Annotated in this window: 21 protein-coding genes and 1 pseudogene; 5 read left to right on the forward strand and 17 right to left on the reverse strand. The window is 63.2% G+C overall.

What is annotated here, in order from left to right:
• Position 1: 1 nt before the first annotated feature.
• The 3 genes from OHD58_RS05535 to OHD58_RS05545 are packed head-to-tail and all read left to right on the forward strand — an operon-like array spanning position 2 to position 2,271.
• Entirely contained in the window at positions 2–805 is an 804-nt protein-coding gene (locus OHD58_RS05535; RefSeq protein ID WP_263802055.1) for an ABC transporter ATP-binding protein, read from the forward strand.
• Positions 806–814: 9 nt separating this feature from the next.
• A complete protein-coding gene (locus OHD58_RS05540) occupies positions 815–1,570 on the forward strand; it encodes an ABC transporter permease (protein ID WP_263802056.1) in 756 nt (251 codons plus the stop codon).
• Between the two features lie 2 nt (positions 1,571–1,572).
• On the forward strand, positions 1,573–2,271 hold the full coding sequence (locus OHD58_RS05545; protein ID WP_263802712.1) for a fumarylacetoacetate hydrolase family protein: 699 nt from the start codon (positions 1,573–1,575) through the stop codon (positions 2,269–2,271).
• 234 nt (positions 2,272–2,505) lie between these two features.
• On the opposite strand, the gene OHD58_RS05550 is transcribed toward OHD58_RS05545, so the two are convergent.
• The 9 genes and pseudogenes from OHD58_RS05550 to OHD58_RS05590 form a co-directional block, all read right to left on the reverse strand.
• Complete coding sequence (locus OHD58_RS05550; protein WP_263802057.1) at positions 2,506–3,531, reverse strand: fatty acid desaturase; 1,026 nt, start codon at positions 3,529–3,531, stop codon at positions 2,506–2,508.
• Between the two features lie 126 nt (positions 3,532–3,657).
• A complete protein-coding gene (locus OHD58_RS05555) occupies positions 3,658–4,542 on the reverse strand; it encodes an amidohydrolase family protein (protein WP_263802058.1) in 885 nt (294 codons plus the stop codon).
• The gene (locus OHD58_RS05560; RefSeq protein ID WP_263802060.1) at positions 4,539–5,714 is read right to left on the reverse strand and encodes a vWA domain-containing protein; all 1,176 of its coding nucleotides are present in this window, start codon (positions 5,712–5,714) and stop codon (positions 4,539–4,541) included. The genes OHD58_RS05555 and OHD58_RS05560 overlap by 4 nt, the downstream gene beginning before the upstream one ends.
• Positions 5,711–6,554, reverse strand: a pseudogene (locus OHD58_RS05565) (AAA family ATPase). The gene OHD58_RS05560 and the pseudogene OHD58_RS05565 overlap by 4 nt, the downstream one beginning before the upstream one ends.
• 22 nt (positions 6,555–6,576) lie before the next feature.
• Positions 6,577–6,885, reverse strand: coding sequence for an EthD family reductase (locus OHD58_RS05570; RefSeq protein ID WP_263802062.1), 309 nt, complete (start codon positions 6,883–6,885; stop codon positions 6,577–6,579).
• 32 nt (positions 6,886–6,917) lie between these two features.
• Positions 6,918–7,928, reverse strand: a complete 1,011-nt coding sequence (locus OHD58_RS05575; RefSeq protein ID WP_263802063.1) for a xanthine dehydrogenase family protein molybdopterin-binding subunit — start codon at positions 7,926–7,928, stop codon at positions 6,918–6,920.
• 1 nt (position 7,929) lies between these two features.
• Positions 7,930–9,291 (reverse strand): xanthine dehydrogenase family protein molybdopterin-binding subunit, encoded by a 1,362-nt coding sequence (locus tag OHD58_RS05580; RefSeq protein WP_263802064.1) that lies wholly within the window; start codon positions 9,289–9,291, stop codon positions 7,930–7,932.
• Between the two features lie 10 nt (positions 9,292–9,301).
• On the reverse strand, positions 9,302–9,796 hold the full coding sequence (locus OHD58_RS05585; protein WP_263802065.1) for a (2Fe-2S)-binding protein: 495 nt from the start codon (positions 9,794–9,796) through the stop codon (positions 9,302–9,304).
• A gap of 54 nt (positions 9,797–9,850) precedes the next feature.
• Positions 9,851–10,660: an FAD binding domain-containing protein gene (locus OHD58_RS05590; RefSeq protein WP_263802066.1), complete on the reverse strand. Its 810-nt coding sequence runs from the start codon at positions 10,658–10,660 to the stop codon at positions 9,851–9,853.
• Positions 10,661–10,810: 150 nt separating this feature from the next.
• On the opposite strand from OHD58_RS05590, the gene OHD58_RS05595 reads away from it, so the two are divergent.
• Positions 10,811–11,506, forward strand: a complete 696-nt coding sequence (locus OHD58_RS05595) for a GntR family transcriptional regulator (protein WP_263802068.1) — start codon at positions 10,811–10,813, stop codon at positions 11,504–11,506.
• On the opposite strand, the gene OHD58_RS05600 is transcribed toward OHD58_RS05595, so the two are convergent.
• From OHD58_RS05600 to OHD58_RS05615, 4 genes are all read right to left on the reverse strand, one after another.
• Positions 11,503–12,597: an alcohol dehydrogenase family protein gene (locus OHD58_RS05600; protein ID WP_263802069.1), complete on the reverse strand. Its 1,095-nt coding sequence runs from the start codon at positions 12,595–12,597 to the stop codon at positions 11,503–11,505. The genes OHD58_RS05595 and OHD58_RS05600 overlap by 4 nt on opposite strands.
• A 9-nt stretch (positions 12,598–12,606) precedes the next feature.
• Positions 12,607–13,986: an aspartate aminotransferase family protein gene (locus OHD58_RS05605; protein ID WP_263802070.1), complete on the reverse strand. Its 1,380-nt coding sequence runs from the start codon at positions 13,984–13,986 to the stop codon at positions 12,607–12,609.
• Positions 13,987–14,010: 24 nt separating this feature from the next.
• Positions 14,011–15,504 (reverse strand): NAD-dependent succinate-semialdehyde dehydrogenase, encoded by a 1,494-nt coding sequence (locus OHD58_RS05610; protein ID WP_263802071.1) that lies wholly within the window; start codon positions 15,502–15,504, stop codon positions 14,011–14,013.
• A gap of 125 nt (positions 15,505–15,629) precedes the next feature.
• Entirely contained in the window at positions 15,630–16,118 is a 489-nt protein-coding gene (locus tag OHD58_RS05615; RefSeq protein ID WP_263802072.1) for an Lrp/AsnC family transcriptional regulator, read from the reverse strand.
• An 86-nt stretch (positions 16,119–16,204) separates the two neighbouring features.
• Here OHD58_RS05615 and OHD58_RS05620 point away from each other — a divergent pair, with 86 nt between their 5' ends.
• The gene (locus OHD58_RS05620) at positions 16,205–17,590 is read left to right on the forward strand and encodes a PLP-dependent aminotransferase family protein (protein WP_263802073.1); all 1,386 of its coding nucleotides are present in this window, start codon (positions 16,205–16,207) and stop codon (positions 17,588–17,590) included.
• Positions 17,591–17,788: 198 nt separating this feature from the next.
• Here OHD58_RS05620 and OHD58_RS05625 read toward each other — a convergent pair whose 3' ends face one another.
• The 4 genes from OHD58_RS05625 to minC form a co-directional block, all read right to left on the reverse strand.
• A complete protein-coding gene (locus OHD58_RS05625; protein WP_263802074.1) occupies positions 17,789–18,001 on the reverse strand; it encodes a hypothetical protein in 213 nt (70 codons plus the stop codon).
• Between the two features lie 121 nt (positions 18,002–18,122).
• A complete protein-coding gene (gene minE / locus OHD58_RS05630; protein ID WP_263802075.1) occupies positions 18,123–18,401 on the reverse strand; it encodes a cell division topological specificity factor MinE in 279 nt (92 codons plus the stop codon).
• Positions 18,398–19,213 (reverse strand): septum site-determining protein MinD, encoded by an 816-nt coding sequence (minD, locus tag OHD58_RS05635; protein WP_263802076.1) that lies wholly within the window; start codon positions 19,211–19,213, stop codon positions 18,398–18,400. The genes minE and minD overlap by 4 nt, the downstream gene beginning before the upstream one ends.
• A gap of 34 nt (positions 19,214–19,247) precedes the next feature.
• Positions 19,248–19,982, reverse strand: a complete 735-nt coding sequence (minC, locus tag OHD58_RS05640; protein WP_263802714.1) for a septum site-determining protein MinC — start codon at positions 19,980–19,982, stop codon at positions 19,248–19,250.
• Positions 19,983–20,484 lie beyond the last annotated feature (502 nt).

Raw genomic sequence — 20,484 nt, forward strand, 5'->3', positions numbered from 1 at the left:
GATGCGCGACGCGGTTTTGCGAAACGGACTGAAGCCGATACCCGCAGCGGTCGATTCGATCGTGGAGGTACGAGGGATTTCAAAAACCTACGGGGATGTCGAGGCCCTGCGCGGCATCGACCTCGACTTTCCCAGGGGCAAGCTGACCAGCCTGCTCGGGCCAAGCGGCTGCGGGAAGACAACCCTTCTCAAGATCATAGCCGGCCTCATAAGCGCCGATGCCGGGACGATCACGGTGGACGGGAAGCAGGTCAGCGCGCCCGGACCGGAACGCGCCTTCGTCTTCCAGGATTTCGCCCTGATGCCGTGGGCAACGGTAATGCGCAACGTGGCGTTCGGCCTCGAACTGCGCGGTATCGGCAAGGCTGAACGGGAGGACAAGGCGCGTCACTACATCGCCGAGGTCGGCCTCGCCGGTTTCGAAAACAAATATCCTCACGAACTCTCGGGCGGCATGCGTCAGCGGGTCGGCCTGGCACGGGCGCTGTCGGTGGATGCCGACGTGCTGCTCCTCGACGAACCGTTTTCGGCCGTCGACGAACAGAACCGACGCAAATTCCAGGAAGACCTGATCCGGTTGCGCACCACCCAGAACAAGACGTTCATCTTTGTGACGCACTCCATTGAGGAGGCGGTCTACATCTCCGACCGCATCGTGCTTCTGTCGCCGAGGCCGGGCCGGGTTTCCCGCATCATCGAGCCGGAAGTTGACCGCTCCGGCGATCCCGAACGCATACACCGCGACAAGCACTATCTCGATACGGTCGACGAGATATGGCAGGGGCTGAAGCAATATGTCGACTGAGGCTCGGTCATGAAGATTTTCGGTTATCGCGTGCCGATGATGGCATCGTTGCTCGTGTGGTGCATCGTCTGGGAGATCGTCGGGCGGCTCGACCTGATGCTGATGCTGCCGCCTTTCAGCGACGTGCTAGCTGCCGCCTTCGAACTCGTGCAGACACCGTCCTGGCAGGGCGCGACGGTTACCACCCTTCGCGCCTTCGTCACCGGCATGGTCCTGGCGATCGCCGTCGGCATACCTCTCGGCATCTTGATGGGACGTTCGAAGATTGCCGACGATCTGCTCGGCATGTGGGTCAACATCTTTTCCAGCGCGCCGCTCTCCGCGATCGTGCCGGTGCTGATGATCCTGTTCGGCTTCGGCGAGAAGACGATCGTGGCGGCGGTGTTCCTGTTTGCGATCTGGATCATCGTGCTCGATACCCGAGCCGGCGTGCGCCACATCTCGCCGTCGCTGATCGAGATGGCGCGCTCCTACGGAGCTTCGCGCCGCGTCCTTTATGCCAAGATCATCCTTTGGGCCGCACTCCCGGAAATCCTAGCCGGAATCCGGCTTGGCCTCATTCGCGGCGTAAAGGGCGTGGTCATCGGTCAGCTGCTCGTCGCCATCGTCGGTTACGGCGCGCTTTTCGAAACCTTCTCACGGAATTTCCGCATGGCCGAGTTCTGGGCCCTCACCATCATCCTTTTCGCATTCGCTCTGGTGATCGCCGAGCTGATCGAACGGGCAGAAGCCAAAGTCGAATATTACGCAGGAGCTAGACAGTGAACATGCATGGAACGGCCTCAAACTATGTGATCGAACCGCTCTCCATCCCGGCGATACCGGTGGTGGGGACCGACAAGCTGTTTCCGGTGCATCGGGTGTATTGCGTCGGCCGGAACTATGCCGCGCATGCCGTCGAAATGGGGCATGACCCGAACAAGGAACCGCCATTCTTCTTCCAGAAGAATCCCGACAATCTGGATACAAGCGGCGCGTTTCCCTATCCATCCGCTTCGAGCGACGTCCATCACGAGATCGAGATGGTGGTCGCGCTGAAGAGCGGCGGCACCGACATTCCTGTCGAGAAGGCGCTGGACTGCGTCTACGGCTACGGCGTCGGCCTCGATATGACGCGCCGCGACCTGCAGGGGAAAGCCAAGGACATGGGCCGCCCCTGGGAAGTCGGCAAGGCGTTCGAAGCCTCGGGCCCATGCACCGCGCTTGTTCCAGCGAGCACGATCGGCCATCCCATCCAGGGCGAGATCTGGCTCGACGTCAACGGCACGCGCAGGCAGACGGGCGACCTCAACCAGATGATCTGGAAGGTGCCTGAAATGATCAGCTACCTGTCTGGGCTGTTCACGCTGATGCCCGGCGACATCATCATGTCAGGCACGCCATCGGGCGTCGCCGCCGTCAACCGCGGCGATGTACTCAAGGGCCATGTCGACGGGGTAGGTGACATTGAGGTCCGTGTTGTCTGAACGGCCGCCGGTCGTCGAACGGATCGTCGCCGGCGCCGATGACGCGCTGGCGATTGCCATCTCCTGCGAGGGACGCGCTCACCCGGGGCGGCTGAGCCGTCAGGAAATCGATGCTCTGGTGACGGGGTGCAAGAACTCGGCCGACTTGCGGGGTCAAGCCGGCACCCGCCATCGACCTGGTGCTGGCGCGACGCCTCGCTATCGAACGCAGCTGTTATCCGCGGTAGGGCGACGTCAAGCCAGGGCGCGTGCCTCACGAAACGAGACGAGACGTTGGCCCTGCTCGTCCCAGAGCACGAGCTTCACACAGCGGAAGCTTTCCATGATGGTGATGCGGCCAATTCCCTGCAGCTCCGGATAATCAGTCAACACCTCCGGAAGGCGGTAGTACGGGATCCTGCTCGACAGGTGGTGAACGTGATGGATGCCGATGTTGCCGGACAGCCATTGCAGCATCCGTGGCAGATCGTAGTGCGACGAACCATGCAAGGCTGCCTGCTGGAACTGCCATTCGGGCGGCTGCGACCAGTGGGTATCCTCGAATTGATGCTGCACGTAAAACAGCCAGACCCCGGCGGTGCTTGCCAGGACGACGATCGGCATGTGCACCAGCAGGAAAGTTCCGAGGCCGGTGAGCCATATCAGGCCCGTGACCAGCACTATGATGCCGAGGTTGGTCGCCATGGTGGAAATCCACGGCTGCGCGCCTGACTGCATCATGCCGAAAGGCAGCCGGTGCTTGAAAACGAAAAGCCACGCCGGACCGATCCCGAACATGACGATTGGGTTGCGGTAGAGACGATATTGGAGCCGGCCCCAGCGGGACATGGCACGATATTCCGCGACCGTCAGCGTCGTTATGTCGCCCACGCCGCGTTCGTCCAGGTTGCCGGCCGAAGCGTGATGCGTGGCGTGCGCGCGGCGCCAGTAGTCGTAGGGTGTGAGCGTCAGGACGCCCAGCACGCGGCCCGTCCAGTCGTCGGCATGGCGGTGTGCGAAGAAAGCCCCGTGGCCGCAATCGTGCTGGATCATGAACAGCCTGAGCAGGAAGCCCGCCGCCGGGATGGTCAGGAGCAGACCCCACCAGAAACCGTAGTGGACCGCCGCATAGGAAAGAGCCCAGAGGACGACGAGCGGAATGACCGTTATCGCCAACTCGAATGCGCTGCGCCCTCGATGCGGTTGCCGGTAACCAGAGAGGATTTTGAGCCACGCACGATCATCGATAGCAGCGGCGGAATTGAGGGAAGCAGTGTTCATCCGCGATCCCTATCTGACCGGTTCTTTATATACAACTACGGTGGAGCAAGGGATTAGTCTAACCCGCATGGGACAGCGGGAGGCCATGCGGAGCAGGCGCTACCTTAGGCTGAAGGTAGCGCTCAGCTACAGCCTGTAAACCGTGGTGGCGTTGTCCGCGAGGATCGCCCTTTGCGTTGCCTCCGGATAGGACGACAGGGCATCCTGGTATGCGGCGACAAGATCGGCGTAACCGGTCCACAGCTTTTCGATGGGAAAGTTGCTGCCGAAGAGGCAGCGCTTGTCGCCAAAAATCGCGATCGTTTCGTGCACCACGTCGGCGATATGCGCGGCATCGTTGCGATGGATGAAGGTGCCGAGCCCGGAAAGCTTGGAGACGATGTTCGGCTGCTCCGCCAGTCGCTTCATGCCGTCCCGCCATGCCGCCCGGCCCGGTTCGGAGAGATCTTCGAGCATGCCCGCGTGCAGCAGGATGAAGGTGATGTCGGGATTGTCCGAAGCGAGTTTCGCCGCTCCCGCCATTTGCGACGTGAAGACCTGCAGGTCGAAAGACCAGCCATGATCCGCAACCAGGCGGAGGTTGTCGCGGAAGCGCGTCTCGTCGAAAATATCCGGGCTGGCGGCGAAACGATACATTTCGTTTTCGTGCCAGTGGAGCTGCATGCGGATACCGCGCATCAGCGGGAAGGCCGCCTGCTTTTTCAGCGTCTCGCCGGCGTTTCCGTCAAGAAGGTCGGCATAACCTACAATGGCGTGCGGCCAGCCATGCCCGTCCGCAACGCTCTGCACCCAAGCCACCTCGTCGACGGCGCCGGTTTTCGCCCAGTTGGTCTGCACATAGACGGATTTCTCGACGCCTGAACCGGCGATATCGGCCAGGAATTCTTCGATCGGATAATCGCGGCGTATCGCATCGTAGGGACCGAAGATGCGCGGCACCATCGGCCCCTGCAGCCACGGCAGGTCGGCCTGCCGCCAGATGTGATGATGGGCATCGACAATTCCGGTCATGCTGCGATCCTTCCATTTTGGAACCGGTGGCCGGCCTGGCCGCGTCCCATCCTTTCGGTGGTTTCGAGCCCCACGATCATGCGGTCGAGCGCCGCCAGGCTGCTGCCGTCGCACAGCGCGTCGAGCAGCGGCAGAACGCCGGCCATGCCGCGCGTCGCCGGCCGGTAGCGCGGATCGGCTGCAAGCGGCGTTGCCCAGATCAGCCGATGGCTGAGGCGGGCCAGCCGGCCGACCGAATGGATCATCAAGGCGGGATCGCCGCGTTCGAGTCCGTCCGAGAAGATGACCGTCACCGCGCCGCGCACCAGCGCAGCATGCCGCGACACCGACAGAAACGCATCCAGGGACGTTCCGATCAGCGTGCCGCCGTCGAAGTCGGACACGATGTCCGACAGGCGCTCCAACGCCACGTCCGCACTGCGATGCTTCAGGATCGAAGTCACGCGCGAGAGCCTTGTTCCGAAGCAGAAGGTCTCGACTTTTGGCAGGCGCCGGGTCGCCAGTTGGGCGAACCGCAAGGTGAGTTCCGATTGGATTTTCATCGAACCGGACACGTCGATGAGAAAGAGCAGACGCCGTGGTTTTTCCGGCCTGTCTTCTCGCGTCAGGCACAGCGTCTCGCCAAACGTCCGCCGCGCCGCGCGCGTCGTGCCGGCGAGGTTTATCCGCGTGCCGCGCGACGAGGCGGTCCAGTTCCGCCGCAAGACCTTGGGCATGTCGTCCAGCCGGCGGCCGAGCCGGGCCAATGCCTCGCGGTCGTCACTGGCCAAGCGCGAAAAGATCTTGCGGTTGCGCAACTCGTCCTCGGATGCGTCCTGTCCGGCGGCCTCGCCATCGAGAATTCGGGTCAAGGCCTGCTCGCCCCGAGGGTGTGCGGGCCGCGGCGCCCGGTCGTCTTCGGGATCGTTCACCCTTCCGGAGACCGTCGCTTCGCCGAAGAAATTCTCGAACACCGCATCGAAGACCGGGAAATCCTCTGGCGACCCGGTCAATGTCACCCGTCCTATGCGAGAGAGGTCGGCGGGACCACTCAGCCTGCATATGGTCACGGCCCTCAGAAAAGCCTTGGCCCGCCCCGGATCCACCATCAGCCCGGCCGCCCGCAGCGCGGCGGGAAAACCGGTCAGGAGGTCGGCCGCAATGGAAACGGATTCCTTGATGTTCGCCGTCACAGGACCGCTGCTTCCTCTATCACCGCGAAGTCCTCCTGGTCCTTGACCAGCAATCCGAGCGACCGTTTCAACGCTTCCGGCCACGACGCTCCGTCGCGGTGGAGCACGCCCGCGGCGCGCGCCCAATCGATGGATTCAGCGATGCCTGGACGCTTGATCAGCGGCAGCCGGCGCACCACCGCGACTGCCTCGACCAGATGCTCGGCGGCTTCAGCGGCGATGCCAGGCGCGTGCAGTTCGATGATGGCGCGCTCCCGGGCACGCTCCGGATAATCGATCCAGTGATAGAGGCAGCGCCGCCGCAGCGCGTCGTGCAGTTCGCGGGTCCGGTTTGAGGTCAGGATCGTGATGACCGGCTGGCTGGCCCTCACGGTTCCGATCTCCGGTATGGAGATCTGGAAGTCCGACAGGAACTCAAGCAGGAAAGCTTCGAAAGCGTCGTCGGCGCGGTCGATCTCGTCGATCAACAGGATGCTCGTTTCCGCTTTGCGGAGCGCCTTCAACAACGGCATCTCGATCAGGAATTTTTCCGCGTAGAGCTCGGACATTTCGACACCGCCGCCGCGCTCGGCGACGCGCACCTGAAGCAGCTGGCGCGCATGATCCCAGTCGTAGAGGGCCTTCGTGGCATCGATGCCCTCGTAGCATTGAAGCCGGATGCACTGCCGGCCGAGCATGGCCGCCAGCTTGTTGGCGACCTCGGTCTTGCCGACGCCCGGCACCCCTTCGAGCAGCAGCGGCTTGCCCAGCTCAAGTGCGAGATACAGCGCCGTCACCAGCGTCTCGTCAGCCAGATAGCCCGCCGCGGCGAGCGATGCGTCGAGTTGGTCCTGTGTCAATGGCGACGGCATCAGATCGAGCCCTAGAACTGCTGCTTCTCCTCGCAGACCATCCGGAAGCGGTTGGAGCAGTGCGCGGCGGCGTCACCGCCGGCCGCCTTGCCGGCATCGGTAGCGAAGGCTGCGGCCATGGCGGCCTCGTCGTCGAAATACATTTCGGAAACGCCGTCGAAGGGTGCGTCGGGATTTTCGCTCAGAAGGACGTTCGATGTGTATTTCTTAAGGCCGGGCAGGTTCTTGGCGAAGGCGACGTGGTCGACCATGATCCATTGCTTGAAATCGCCGAAGCTCATGTCCGCGCGGCGCTTCATCAGAGCCATGACCTTGATCATTTTTTATCCTTTCAACGATGGGGAGGAAGCGGTCAGTTCGCGATTCCGCGCAAGGCGTCGAGCCCGCGCAGGATCTTTTCCGGGGTGAACGGCATCGATGTCACCCGCACACCGCAGGCATCGAAGATCGCGTTGGCGATCGCCGGGATCGGCGAATTCGCCGTCATCTCGCCGATGCCCTTGGCGCCATAGGGGCCATTCGAAGACGGCCGCTCTATGATCACCGAGTCCATCTCGGCGATGTCGCCCGGGCCGGGCATCAGATATTGCGAAAAATCGGTCGGGCCGTGTGCGCGGTCCGGATAATAAGGCTCGGTCGTCTCGTAGAGCGCATGGCTGATGCCCATCCACGCACCGCCCACGATCTGCTGGTGCGCCAGCGCCGGATTCATGGCGCGGCCGATTTCGTAGGCGTTGGTCATCTTGAGAACGCGCACCTCGCCGGTCTCGTCGTCGACCTCGACATCTGCCACGGTGCAGGCATGCGCCTGGCAGGAATCCGGGTCCATCTCGCCGGTTTCAGGGACCACCTCGCTCTTCGGCTTCATGTACATGCCTCGCCCGGAAATGGTCTTGCCGAGCTTGAAATGAGCGGCGAGAGCCACGTCGACGACCGACATGCCCTTGTCGGGCGCGCCGTTGACATGGATGCGGCCCTTGCCGTCGGTGACGAGATCGCCCGGATCGACTTCCAGTTCGGTCGCCGCCACGCTCATCATCACCTCGCGGGCTTCCCGCGCCGCCATCATGATGGCGTTGCCAATGCGGTGGGTGCCTCGGCTTGCGAAAGTGCCCATGCAGTGCGGCCCGGTGTCGGTATCGGCGGTGTCGATCACCACATTCTCGTACGGCACGCCGAGCGTCTCGGCGGCAATCTGCGCGCCGACGGTCTTGATGCCCTGGCCAAGATCGACCGAGGAGAGCGTGATAACGAACCCGCCCGTCGTGGTGGCGTGGATCAGCGCTTGGCTGGGGTCGCCGCCAAGGTTCATGCCCGTCGGATAATTCACAGCGGCGACGCCGCGTCCTTTCAGCCACGCCATCTCACGCCTCCCGCTCGAAAGAAGACATCTTTGCGAAACGCGGCGCCAACGTCGTGCCGGTCTGGTGGGCAGCCGCCTGGATGACTTCGACAAGGGCGGCACCTTCGACCTTCTTGCGATGCGCCTTCATGTCGCCGTCGCGGTAGGCGTTGATCAGGCGAAGCTCCATGGGATCCATGTTGAGGTAGCGCGCCACCTGGTCCATCTGCGATTCCAGCGCGAAATCGCCGATCGTCACGCCGAAGCCGCGCATCGCCGATGACGGCGTGCGGTTGGTGTAGACGCAGTAGGCATCGACATGGACGTTGGGGATGGAATACGGCCCCGGCATGTGCGCCGCCGCCTTGGTGGTGCCGTAGGTCGAGTGGCGGCAATAGGCGCCCGCGTCGACGTAGAGCGTTATTTTCCGCGCAACGATGCGCCCGTCGTTCATCACGCCGTCCTTGATGTAGAGGCGTTCGGATGCGCGCGGCGACGAAACCTGCATCTCCTCGGCGCGCGAGTAGGCATACTTCACCGGCCGGTTGGTCAGCATCGCACCCAGTGCCGCGATCGGCTCGACGATGACGTCCACCTTGCCGCCGAACCCGCCGCCGACAGTGCCTCCGACCAGCCGCAGCTTGTTGAACGGCACGCCGAGGATCAGCGCCATGTTGTCGAGCGTGAAATAGAGCGCCTGCGTGTTGGAGTACACTGTGACGCGGCCGTTGCCTTCGGGCTTCGCCGTGCAGCCGGTTGTCTCGGTCGGCGCGTGTTCGATCGGCGCGGATTCGTAACGATGCTCGATGATGTGGTCGGCTGCCGCAAAACCCTTGTCGACATCGCCGAAACGGATGCGCCGACAGTTGTGGCCCTCATAGACGAAATAGTTGGTGCCGTGCTGCTTGAACGGCGTCGAGGTCATCGCCTCCTCGACATCGAAGATGGGTGGCAGGTCCTCGTAGTCGACGACCACGCGGCGGGCGCCTTCAAGGGCCGCCTGCGGCGTCTCCGCCAGCACCGCGCAGATCTGCTCGCCCATGAACAGCACGCGGTCCTCCGGCAACACCGGCTCGTCGTCGGGACCGACACCGATCAGCTTTAGGATGGTGTACCAGTTGTTGGGCACGTCCTTGTGGGTGAGCACGCGAACCACGCCCGGCACGTTCATGGCCGCGTCTGTGTTGATGTCCTTGATCAGTGCGTGATGGCGCGTCGACCGGACCATCTTCAAATGCAGCGTGTTGGGAAACGTCACGTCCTCGTAGAACTGCGTCTGTCCGGTGACATGACCGCGCGCGTCGGCGCGCTGCACGCTTTCACCGACGACCGAGAGTTCGGCCTCGCGTTCCTTGGTGAAAAAGCTGGTGTCGATCTTTTCCATTGTCTTGCCCTCAAGCCGCTTCCGAGCGTTGCGCTGCCTGCATCCGCTTGGCGGCGTCCAGCACCGCGTCGATGATCGCTTCGTAGCCGGTGCAGCGGCAGATGTTGCCGGAGATGGCGCGGACAGCATCGTCGCGCGATGGATTGGGATTCCTGGCCAGCAGGCCGGCGGTCGCCATGATCATGCCCGAGGTGCAGAAGCCGCATTGGGTGGCGAAGCCTTCGAGGAATGCTTCCTGGATCGGGTGCAGGCCCTGCATCGGCGTCAGCCCCTCGATGGTCTCGACCCTTGCGCCCTCGATGGTTTCCACCGGCAGCAGGCAGGACATCATCGCCTTACCGTCGACCAGCACGGTGCAGGTGCCGCAGGCCCCCTGGTCGCAGCCGCGCCGCGTCCCGGCGAGGCCCTGATTCTCGCGCAGCACCTCGACCAGCGTCGTGCCGGGCGCGACGAGCATCTGGCGCTCAGTGCCGTTGATGGTGAGCGAGACGACGGAATGTTTCATGGCTACCCTCCCGGTGGCTCTGATTTTCTTGCGCTGGGCCACGTCCGGCCACGCCTACTCCCCGATCAGCGCGCGCCTGATGTGGACCGGCGCCACCCGCGCCCTGTACCAGGCACTGGCATAGGCGTCGTCGGATGGATCGATGTCGCGGGTCGCCTCTTTGGCCGCCCGCTCGACGCTGACGCGGTCGAAGGAGTTGCCGCTCAGCGCCTTTTCAACCGAAGCCGCGCGGACAGCGCTTTTCGCCACGCCACCCAGCCCGATGCTGACGCGGGTCACCCTGCCGGCGGCAGTCTCGACGACGGCCGCGACTGTGACGATCGCCGCGGCGTTGAGCGCCTTGCGTCCTGCCTTGGCAAACTTGAAGCTGCCGGCTTCCGGCAGCGGGAACGAGACATGGGTGACGATTTCGCCCTGCTTCAGGCCCGACGAAACGACAGTCTCGATCGCTTCGACGCGGGCCGTCGTGCCGTTCGACACCATGGCACTCGCACCAAGTGCAATGAGGCAGGCGGCGAAGTCGCCATAAGGCTGCTTGACGAACAGATTGCCGCCGACGGTCGCCATGTTGCGGATGGTCGGCGAGGCGATGGCGTCGAGCGCGGCGCGCAGGAAAGCCAGTGCGCGCTCGTCCTCGAGTTCGGCAAGCGTCGTTGCCGCACCGATCGTGACCACGCCGTCCTTCACATTTACCCCGGTCAGGCCGACATGGCGCAGGCTGACGAGGCTGGTGAAATCGTCGGTGCCGTAGTTCAGCACCGGGACCAGGGCGGTCCCGCCGGCGAGGAGCCTCGCGTCGGGCAGCCTGGAGAGTGCGGCATGAGCCTCGGCCAATGAGCCGGGTGTGGCAATCGCTTGAAGCATCGTCTCCTCCCAGAGATTGTGCGTCCCGGGTCTTTTCGACCTCTTGATTATCTATTATCGATAAATGAGAATCGTTTTGTCAACCGCGGTCCGGGCAAATAAGATGCTGCGGTGCCAAATACTTAAGCCCGCAAAATCAGCGAAAAGCAGATGAACGAAACACGCTATGTCCAAACTAATATGACGGAAGAAGCGCGGGCAGACTTCGCCAATGCGCCGCTTCGCCAGAAAATCAAGGAAGCCCTGCTGAGGCGTATCCTGAGCGGGCGCTACGATGCCGGCGAGCGTCTGGTCGAGTTGCGTATAGCGGAAGAGTTCGGCACCAGCCAGGGTCCGGTGCGCGAAGCGTTGCGGGAACTCGAGGCAACCGGTCTCGTCACCAATATACCGCGCCGTGGCACCTATGTTTCGGAAGTCATGGGTGAAGGTCTGCGCGAAATATATACGGTGCGCGGCGCGCTCGAGGAACAGGCGACGCGCATTGCCACGAAGCAGCGCGCCTGCGATCTCGACCTCCTGCAGCGCGAGGTCGATCTGATGCACCAGTCAGCGGTGGCCGGCGATATCCACGGCGTGATCGAACATTCGGTCACCTTTCACCGTTCGATCATGGAAGCGGCGAAGAACCGGTTGCTTCTCAACATCTGGCAGTCGCTGCAGATCGAGACCCGCACCACCATCACCATGTTGGTAGAAGGGCTGGATCTGGTGGAGATCGCCGACAGTCATCAGCCGATCGTCGATGCCATTCGCAGCGGTGATGCCGAGGAGGCTGCGCGCGTCGCCCGCGAGCACCAGGATTATTTCGAACGGCTTCCCGTACCAGCCCGCTCGCGCGCCCCCTAATCGGCCTTGGGGTCTGGCACCACCACCAGTTTGCCGACGAAATCCTTCGCCATGAAGTCTGTCTGCGCCCGGTGGAACTCTGAGAGCTTGTAGACGCCGCCGACCAGCGGCTTGATCTTGCCCTGCTCGATATAGCGGACGATGCGACGGAAATCGGCGCGGGTGCCCTGGCTGGAGCCGTGCAGTTGCAACTGTTTCAGATACATGGTCCGGAGATCGAGCTGAACCACCGGTCCGGCGATGGCGCCAGCGGTCGTGTAGCGGCCTTCAGGCCTGAGGATACGCAGCAGATCGTTGAAGATCTTGCCGCCGACAAGGTCTGCGACGACGTCGATCGGCTGGCCTCCGGTCGCCTCGTCGACGGCGGCGATCAGGTCGGATACGCCCCGAGTGATGACCGCTTCAGCGCCGAGATCGAGCAATGCCTGCTCCTTGCCGGGACCGACCACCGCGTAGGGAATGGCGCCACGGGCGCGGGCAAGTTGCACGATGCCGGAACCGACGCCGCCTGACGCACCGGTGACCAGCACGCGCTCACCTTCTTTCAGGCCGGCCCGTTCCAGCATCTGTTCGCCGGTGAGGTAAGCGCAGCAGAAGGTAGCCAGCTCGATGTCGGTGAGACTGGTGTCGACGACATGGGCGTTTTCAGCCGGCAGCGCTTGGTATTCGGCATAGCCGCCGTCGCGGCCATGACCCATGTAATCGATGTCGGCGAGGGAATCGTCGTCGCGATTGTAGATCGAAAAATCGACCATCACGCGCTCGCCGATTCGGCTCTCCGAAACGCCCTCGCCGACGGCCACGATATGGCCGACCGTGTCCGTTCCCTGGATGCGCGGGAAGGTCAGCGTGTTGCCCTGACGGCGCCAGGTCGAGACGGCAGCGGCATCTTCCTCCGTGCCGTAGGCGCCTTGGCGCACCCATACATCGGTGTTGTTCATGCCGCAGGCGGTGACCTCGACCAGCACCTCGCCTGCTGCCGGAGCCGGCACCGGAACGTCCTGACGGTAGACGAGTTTTTCAAGCCCGCCATGGCCGGTGAGGAGTACGGCGCGCATTTTCTGGGGAACGGTTTTGGTCATCGCGTTCATAGGCAACTCTCAGATATTGGCGAAGACGCTGTTCACCGCGTCGGCGGTCTTCGAAACGATGATGTCCGCCTCTTCCCTCGTCAGGCAGAGCGGCGGTGCGAAGCCGAGGATATCGCCCTGCGGCATCGCGCGCCCGATCACGCCGCTTGCCGCTAGTGCCGTTGCCACTTGCGGGCCGATCTTTTCCGATGCGTCGAAGAACGCGCGTTCATCCTTGTCCGCGACGAATTCCACCGCAGCCAGCATGCCGTCGCCACGCACGTCGCCGACGTTTTTATGGCCACCGACAGCCTTGGCCAGTTCGGCGCGGAAATAGGCGCCGGTCTCGCCGGCATTCGTCACCAGATCGAGTTCGTCGATCAGTTCCAGGTTGGCGATACCGGCCGCGGCGCAGATCGGATGCGCCGAATAGGTCCAGCCATGTCCGAGCGAGCCCAGCTTGTCGGACCCTTCGACCAGCACCTTCCACATGCCATCGGAGACGATGACGCCGGAGAGTGGCGCGTAGGCCGAGGTCAGGCCCTTGGCGATGGTGATGAGGTCGGGTTTCATGCCGTAGTGGTCGGAGCCGAACATGGTGCCGAGCCGGCCGAAGCCGGTCACAACCTCGTCGGCGACCAGCAGCACGTCGTATTTTTTCAGCACCGCCTGGATCTTTTCCCAGTAGCCTGCCGGCGGCGGCACGATGCCGCCTGTGCCGAGGATCGGCTCGCCGATGAAGGCGGCGACGGTTTCCGGACCTTCGGCCAGGATCATTTCCTCAAGCTTGTCGGCGCAATGCTGCGAGAACTGTTCTTCGCTCATCGAGCGGTCGGCGCGGCGGAAATAATAAGGCGCTTCCGTATGCAGGATCGGCGCCCGCGGCAGGTCGAAGGCGTTGTGGAAAAGCTCGAGCCCGGTCAGCGAACCGGTCATGACGCCCGAGCCGTGATAGCCGCGCCAGCGCGAGATGATCTTCTTCTTCTCCGGCCGGCCAAGCACGTTGTTGTAGTACCAGATCAGCTTGATGTTGGTTTCGTTGGCGTCCGATCCGGACAGGCCGAAATAGACTCTGGACATGTCCTCAGGCGCGCGGTCAATGATCATCTTGGCGAGCGTGATCGACGCTTCCGTGCCATGGCCGACATAGGCGTGGTAATAGGCGAGTTCCTTCGCCTGTTCAGCGATTGCATCGGCAATCTTCTGACGGCCGTAACCGACATTGACGCAATAAAGCCCGGCAAAGGCGTCCAGGCTGCGACGACCGCTGGTATCGGTGATGTACACGCCCTCGCCGCCCGCGATGACCCGCGTCGGTGATTCGCCGCGTGCATGCGTGCCCATATGGGTCGACGGATGGAAAAAGTGGTCACGGTCCCAGGCGGTAAGTTCGTTCGAGCGGTCGAGCATCATTCTACTCCGGATTTGAACTGGTCAGGCTGCGTCGAGGCAGAGATATTTGAGGTCGGTGAAGGCTTCGAGGCCGTGGCGCGATCCTTCGCGCCCGATGCCGGACTGCTTCACGCCACCGAACGGGATTGGTGCGCCGGTGATCTTCACGCGGTTGATCGCCACCATTCCGTATTCGAGTGCGCGACCCATGCGCAACTGGCGGGAGCCGCCTTCGGTGACCACATAGGCAACGAGACCGTATTCGGTGTCGTTAGCCCGCGTCACGACTTCCTCTTCCGTGTCGAACGGCGTGACTGCGGCTACCGGCCCGAAAGTCTCTTCGCGCATGATCAGGGCATCGGCGGGAACATCGACAAGCAGCGTCGGCTCGTAGAACAGCTTGCCGGCCGGGTGCAGCTTGCCGCCGGTCAGGCAGCGGGCGCCCCGCTTCGTTGCATCGGTGACGTGTTCCTCGACCTTGGCGATGGCCCGGTCATGCATGAGCGGACCGATATCGATGTCTTCGTTCAGGCCGGCGCCAACCTTGAGCGTGGCGATCTTTTTGGCGTAGGCATCGCAGAACGCGTCGTAGATGCCGCGCTGCACATAGATGCGGTTCGCCGCGAGGCAGTCCTGACCGGATGTGGCGAACTTCGCGTCGATCGCGACGGCCACGGCTTTATCGAGATGGGCATCGTCAAAGACGATCAGCGGTGCATGACCACCGAGCTCCATGACCAGCCGCTTCATCGTCGGGGCGCATTGCGCGGCGATCAGCTGGCCGACCTCGGTCGATCCGGTGAAGCTCATGGCGCGGACGCGGTTGTCCTCGCACATGCGGCCGACGATCGTCGAAGCATTGCCGGTAACGATGTTGAAGACACCGGCGGGCAGGCCGGCGCGTTCGCCGAGTTCGGCCAGGGCCAGCGCCGAAAGCGGTGTTTCGGAGGAAGGATGCGCCACGATCGTGCAGCCTGCGGCGAGCGCCGCCGCGGCCTTGCGGGTCAGCATCGCCGACGGAAAATTCCACGGCGTCACCACGCCGACCACGCCGAGCGCCTCGCGCCGCACGATCATCTCGGTTTCCGGCAGGTGACTGGTCACGCTTTCGGCGTTCAGCCGTCTGGCTTCCTCGGCGTACCACTCGACGAAGGACGCCGCGTAGTCGATTTCTCCTCGCGATTCCGCCAGCGGCTTGCCTTGCTCCAGCGTCATCAGCAACGCCAGGTCCTGCTTGGCCGCCACGATCAGGTCGAACCATTTTCGCAGGATTTTTCCACGCTCCTGCGGCAGCAGGGCTTTCCATTGCGGCAGTGCGCGGGATGCGGCGTCGATGGCGGTTGTCGTCTGCGCCGCGTCGAGCGATGCCACCCAGGCGACCGTCTCGCCATTGGCCGGGTCCCGCACCTCGAATGTGCGGCCTTCGTCGCCGGCCGTCCAATGCCCGTCGACATAGGCAAGTTCACGCAGCAACCGGCGATCGGCGAGCCTGGACAGGCCGTCGTCGCGTTGGGGTCGGGCGAAATGTACTGACATGGCAGGCCTCCGCATTGTTCATACGAGAGCCTATTCAAACCCGGTGGAGAGAGGGGCTGTTTCGCGTGGCTTCGGCGGAGAGACTGCCTAAATCCTGGCAGTTGGATAGAGAGATTGTCTATGGCTCAGATAGGCTGCACGAGCGCGCCTATCGGCAGCACGATGTCGTCCTTGACCGTCTTGGTGACGATGTAGGTGAAGTAGCGGTCGATACCGATTTCGCGCTCGAGCAGGCTGTCGACCAGCCGCTGGTAGGCGTCGATGTCGCGCGTCATCACCTTCAGGATGTAGTCGACCCCGCCGCCCAGCGACCAGCAGGCGATGATTTCCGGGATGTCGCGGATCGCCTTTTCGAAGCGGTCGAAATCCGCTTGGCGGTGATTGGCCAACGTCACCTCCATCATCACGGTTGCCACCGGCGCGATCGAGCGGATCGCCACCTTGGCATGGTAACCGCTGACGATGCCCGCCTTCTCCAGCTTCCTGAGCCGCATCCAGCATGGGGTCGGCGACAGGCCGACCGCCTCCGCCAGCGCCAGCTTGGTGATGCGGCCATCGCGCTGAATGGCGTCCAGGATCCTGATATCGATGGCGTCGAGTCTGGCTGCTGTCATGGCCGGGCTGTGAATTGTATCGCGCCGAACCATGCCCTTTCATTTTTCCGATTGTCAATTGCACTGATTTTGATCTCTTATGAGTCATGACATTGTGGAGCCCCGATCCGGCGCTGCTGAAGCGGCCTGCCTATCTCTCGCTCGCCGACCAGATCGATCGGGCGATTCATGACGGCAGCCTGGAGGCTGGTCGTCGTTTGCCGACGCATCGGAAATTGGCCGACGACCTGGGACTGTCGGTGCAGACGGTGAGCCGCGCCTATGAGGAGCTGATCCGCCGCGGGCTGATCTCGGGCGAGATCGGCCGCGGCAGCTTCGTGCAGGTGCAGCGGCGCGAGCCGGACCCGCCCTATTTGCCCGAGCGCCTTGGCGAACTGATCGACCTGTCGATCCTCAAGCCCGCCTGCGAGCCGATGCATCTGGAGAAGATGCGAGAGGCGCTGGGCTGGCTCGCCGAAAACCTGCCGTCGAGTTCGGCGCTGTCGTTCCGCCCCAACGTGGTATTCCCGCGCCACCGGGCCATCGGCGTCGAATGGCTGAAACACTGCGGCCTCGACGTCGCACCGCAGAACATCAGCCTGACCAACGGCGCCACAGCCGGCATGACGGTGGCGCTGATGACCGCAGCACCCCCCGGCTCCACCGTCGCCACCGAGGCGATCGGCCACCACACGCTGGTGCCGCTCGCCACCTATCTCGGCTTTTCGCTGGAAGGCCTGCCGATCGACGACGACGGTATTTTGCCCGACGCGCTCGACGCCGCCTGCCGCGAGCAGGCGATCCGCGCGGTGTTCGTACAGCCCTCGGTGATCAACCCGACCGCCAGCCTGATGGGTTTACAGCGTCGCGAGGCGATTGCCGCGGTGGCCCGGAAGCACGACATCGCCATCATCGAGAACGACGTGCTCGGCCCGCTGGTCAAAGACCGCGCGCCGCCGGTCGCCGCCTTTGCGCCCGAACGCACGCTCTACGTCACCAGCTTCACCAAGATCGTGGTGCCGGGCCTGCGCATCGGCTACCTCGTCGCGCCCGACCGCTATGTCGCGGCGGTGGCCAACCGGCACCTCGTCTCCAACTGGATGGCCACCCCGATGGTGGCCGAGATCGCCTCACGCTGGGTGGCCGACGGCACCGCGATGGAACTGGTCGAGTGGCAGCGCGCCGCGCTCCAGCGCCGCCACGAGATCGCCGCTGAGGTGCTCGGCGGGCTATCCTATCGCTCGCACCCGCAGAGCCTGCATGTGTGGATGCCGCTGACCGGCGGCCGCACCGAGGACGGTTTTGTCGCGCAGGCGCGCCTGCAGGGCGTGGCGATCGCGCCCGGCGCCTCCTTCCGCACCTCCGAGGCCGAGTGGCAGCCGGCGGTACGCATTTCGCTGGGTTCGACGACCGAGCAGGAATTGCGCACCGGGCTGGGCATCGTCGCACGGCTGCTGCTCGGCGATCCGGAGCATTTGTTGCTGGCGATTTAGGGGGAGTGGGAAGAGGGCTGGTTTTGATCCGAAGCCCCTCTTCACAGGCTCATTCGCTGCGCGAAAGCCGACCTTCAAAGCAACCGATGCTGACGACCTTCGACAAGTTTCGGCGCTCTGGCGCTGCCATGCGCGCGGTCCCAAACCGATGTCGACAGCGTGGAATGCCCTGTTCGAGACGCGCGCCGTACCGTTTCCTCAGGCCCTGCCGACGTGCGCCTGCTCCGCCTTGCCGCCGGCCGCCTTTCCTGCGAACTGCGGCGTGGCGCCCGCGGCTTCCTCGCAGAGTTCCAGATGTTTCGCCAGCGCCTGGTTGGACAGGACCGCGCTGATCGTTGTGATGTCTCGTCCCTGATATCTGGGCATTTGCTGGACTTCCTTGAGTCTTTCCAGAAGCGCTAACCGGGTCATGATATCCCTCCTGTGCTGTTGGGGGCGATTTGGGCTTCGACCGGAGCCGAAGGTTTTCGATGCTCTTTCAAGGCGTCGGACCGTTGCTTCGTGAGCGGCGCGATCCGATGGTGAGCCGCCGTCAGGCAGCCTTCTTCCGGGTTGCCTTCCTGGCGGCATCCAGCGGGATCTCGATGTCGACGGCAAGGGTCGAGACCTTTGCGCCGCGTTCCATCTTGACGCTGACCTTGTCGTTGTCGATCTGAACGTGCCTGGCGATGACCGCCAGGATTTCGTCACGAAGCTTGGTGACCAGATCCGAGTCGCCGACGGTTGCCCGCTCATGGGCGAGCAGCACCTGCAACCGCTCGCGGGCAGCGGGAGCCGAAGGGGGCCGGGAAAAGAAACGGAGAAGATTCATGCCGCTTTCCTCCCGAAGATCTTGCCGAAGAAGCCGCGCCTTTCGCCCGGGACGTTGACCGGCAGCGTTTCGCCGTTGAGCCGGCGCGCGGCGTCGAAATAGGCCATCGCCGGCGCGCATTTGCCGTCCGCCAGTGTGACCGGCGAGCCGAGATTGGAGGCGCGCAGCACGTCCATGCTCTCGGGTATGATGCCAAGCAGCGGAATCGACAGGATTTCCAGCACGTCGTCCACCTTCAGCATGTCGCCACGCTGGGCGCGTACCGGATCGTAGCGGGTAAGGAGCAAATGTTTCTCCATCCGCTCGCCGTTCTCCGCCCTGAGGGTCTTGGAATCGAGCAGCCCGATTATGCGGTCGGAATCGCGTACCGAGGAAACTTCCGGATTGGTCACCACGATGGCGATATCGGCATGGCGCATGGCGAGCGTCGCGCCGCGCTCGATGCCGGCGGGGCTGTCGCAGATGACCCAGTCGAAGGTTTTCTTCAGCGCGGCGATAACCTTCTCGACGCCCTCCGAGGTGAGATTGTCCTTGTCGCGGGTTTGCGAGGCGGGCAGCAGGTACAGCGTCTCCAGCCGCTTGTCGCGGATCAGCGCCTGGGTGAGCTTGGCTTCGCCCTGGATGACATTGACCAGATCATAGACGACCCGCCTCTCGGCGCCCATGACGAGGTCGAGATTGCGCAGGCCGACGTCGAAATCGACGACAACGACCTTGTCGCCGTTTTGCGCAAGTGCGGCGCCCAGTGCGGCGGAAGAGGTCGTCTTGCCGACACCGCCCTTGCCAGATGTGACTACGATTACCTTGCCCATTGACCACTCCTGTTTTTGTGGACGCGCCTTCGGTTCAGCCGAGTATTCCGGTGTTGATCGCTTCGCCTTCGAGCCAGATCTGGACGGCCTTTCCGCGCAGGTTTGGCTCCATGTCCTCGGCCGTCTTGTAGAAGCCGTCGATGGCGATCAGTTCCGCTTCGAGCTTGCGGCAGAAGATGCGCGCGGAAGCGTTTCCCGTCGTCCCCGCCATCGCGCGTCCCCGCAGCGTGCCGTAAATGTGGATCGATCCGCCGGCGACGATCTCCGCGCCCGACGCGACCGACCCGACGACGGTCACATCGCCTTCGGGAAAGAAGAGTGACTGTCCCGACCGCACCGGCTGGGTAATGACGATCGAAGGTGTGGCCTTGGCCGGCAACGACTCGGGTGGAACTGCGGCTTCGGTGCCGTCGGCTTCTTCCATGTCCTCCGCAACGGGCACCTCGAGGTCTGAGGCCGGCCGCCCGTCGGTCATCGCGGGAGGCAGGTCCGAAGCCAGCAAAGAGGCGCGCGCGCCTTCGATGCCCATGATCCGCACGTTGCGCGTCCCGAGCTGATCGACGAGCTCGCGAAGCTGCGGCCGGTCGATGTCGAGGCCTTCGACATCGAGCACCACCGGCCGGCGCAGGAAGAATCCAGCCGAACGGGCAGCAAGATCGTCGAGCCGCGCCAACCAGTCTTCGAAGGGCAGTTCCGGGGTAAGCGCGAGCGCAAGGAAGGATCGCCCCTTGAGGCGGATGGGCCGGGGTTGGGTTAACACATCAGTTATCTTTGTAAATTTTCCGTTGCTTCGGTGTATCGAGGAAATGGTTAACAACTGGTTAATATGCGGAGTGAGCCAGCGGGAAAACGCATCCCGAAAAGTCGGGAGTCGATCAAAAAGAACCTTTTATATCAATTTGTTAGGTTGCGGCTAAGATTGAAACCAAAAGTTATCATAGCCTCTTGAGCCGGTGTTGCAGATGGTTGGACGCCGCCGCTTGCCAATGCCCTTTAGTAGCTGCCGGGTCATCTCCCCCAGGTGGGAAATCAGTCTCATCGATCGTTGTGTGGTGGCGCGCACTAGCGGCGTTTTTGCCGGTTCCCAAAAGCCTGTGTGCGGGAGGCGGCCTTGGCGCAAACATGCAGGCTGCATGCGGGTTTGTGGTTGTCGGCAGGTACTGTCGCCCTAGTTTGCATGCAGGCTGCAGGCAAATTGTACCTTGCGGCGGTTGCCCGATGGTCCGGACAAATCCCGTCAAAGCTGAAAAATTGTCATGATTTTATTTTAT

The organism is Mesorhizobium sp. ZC-5 (assembly GCF_025753855.1).
In the GTDB taxonomy this organism is placed as follows: Bacteria; Pseudomonadota; Alphaproteobacteria; order Rhizobiales; family Rhizobiaceae; genus Neomesorhizobium.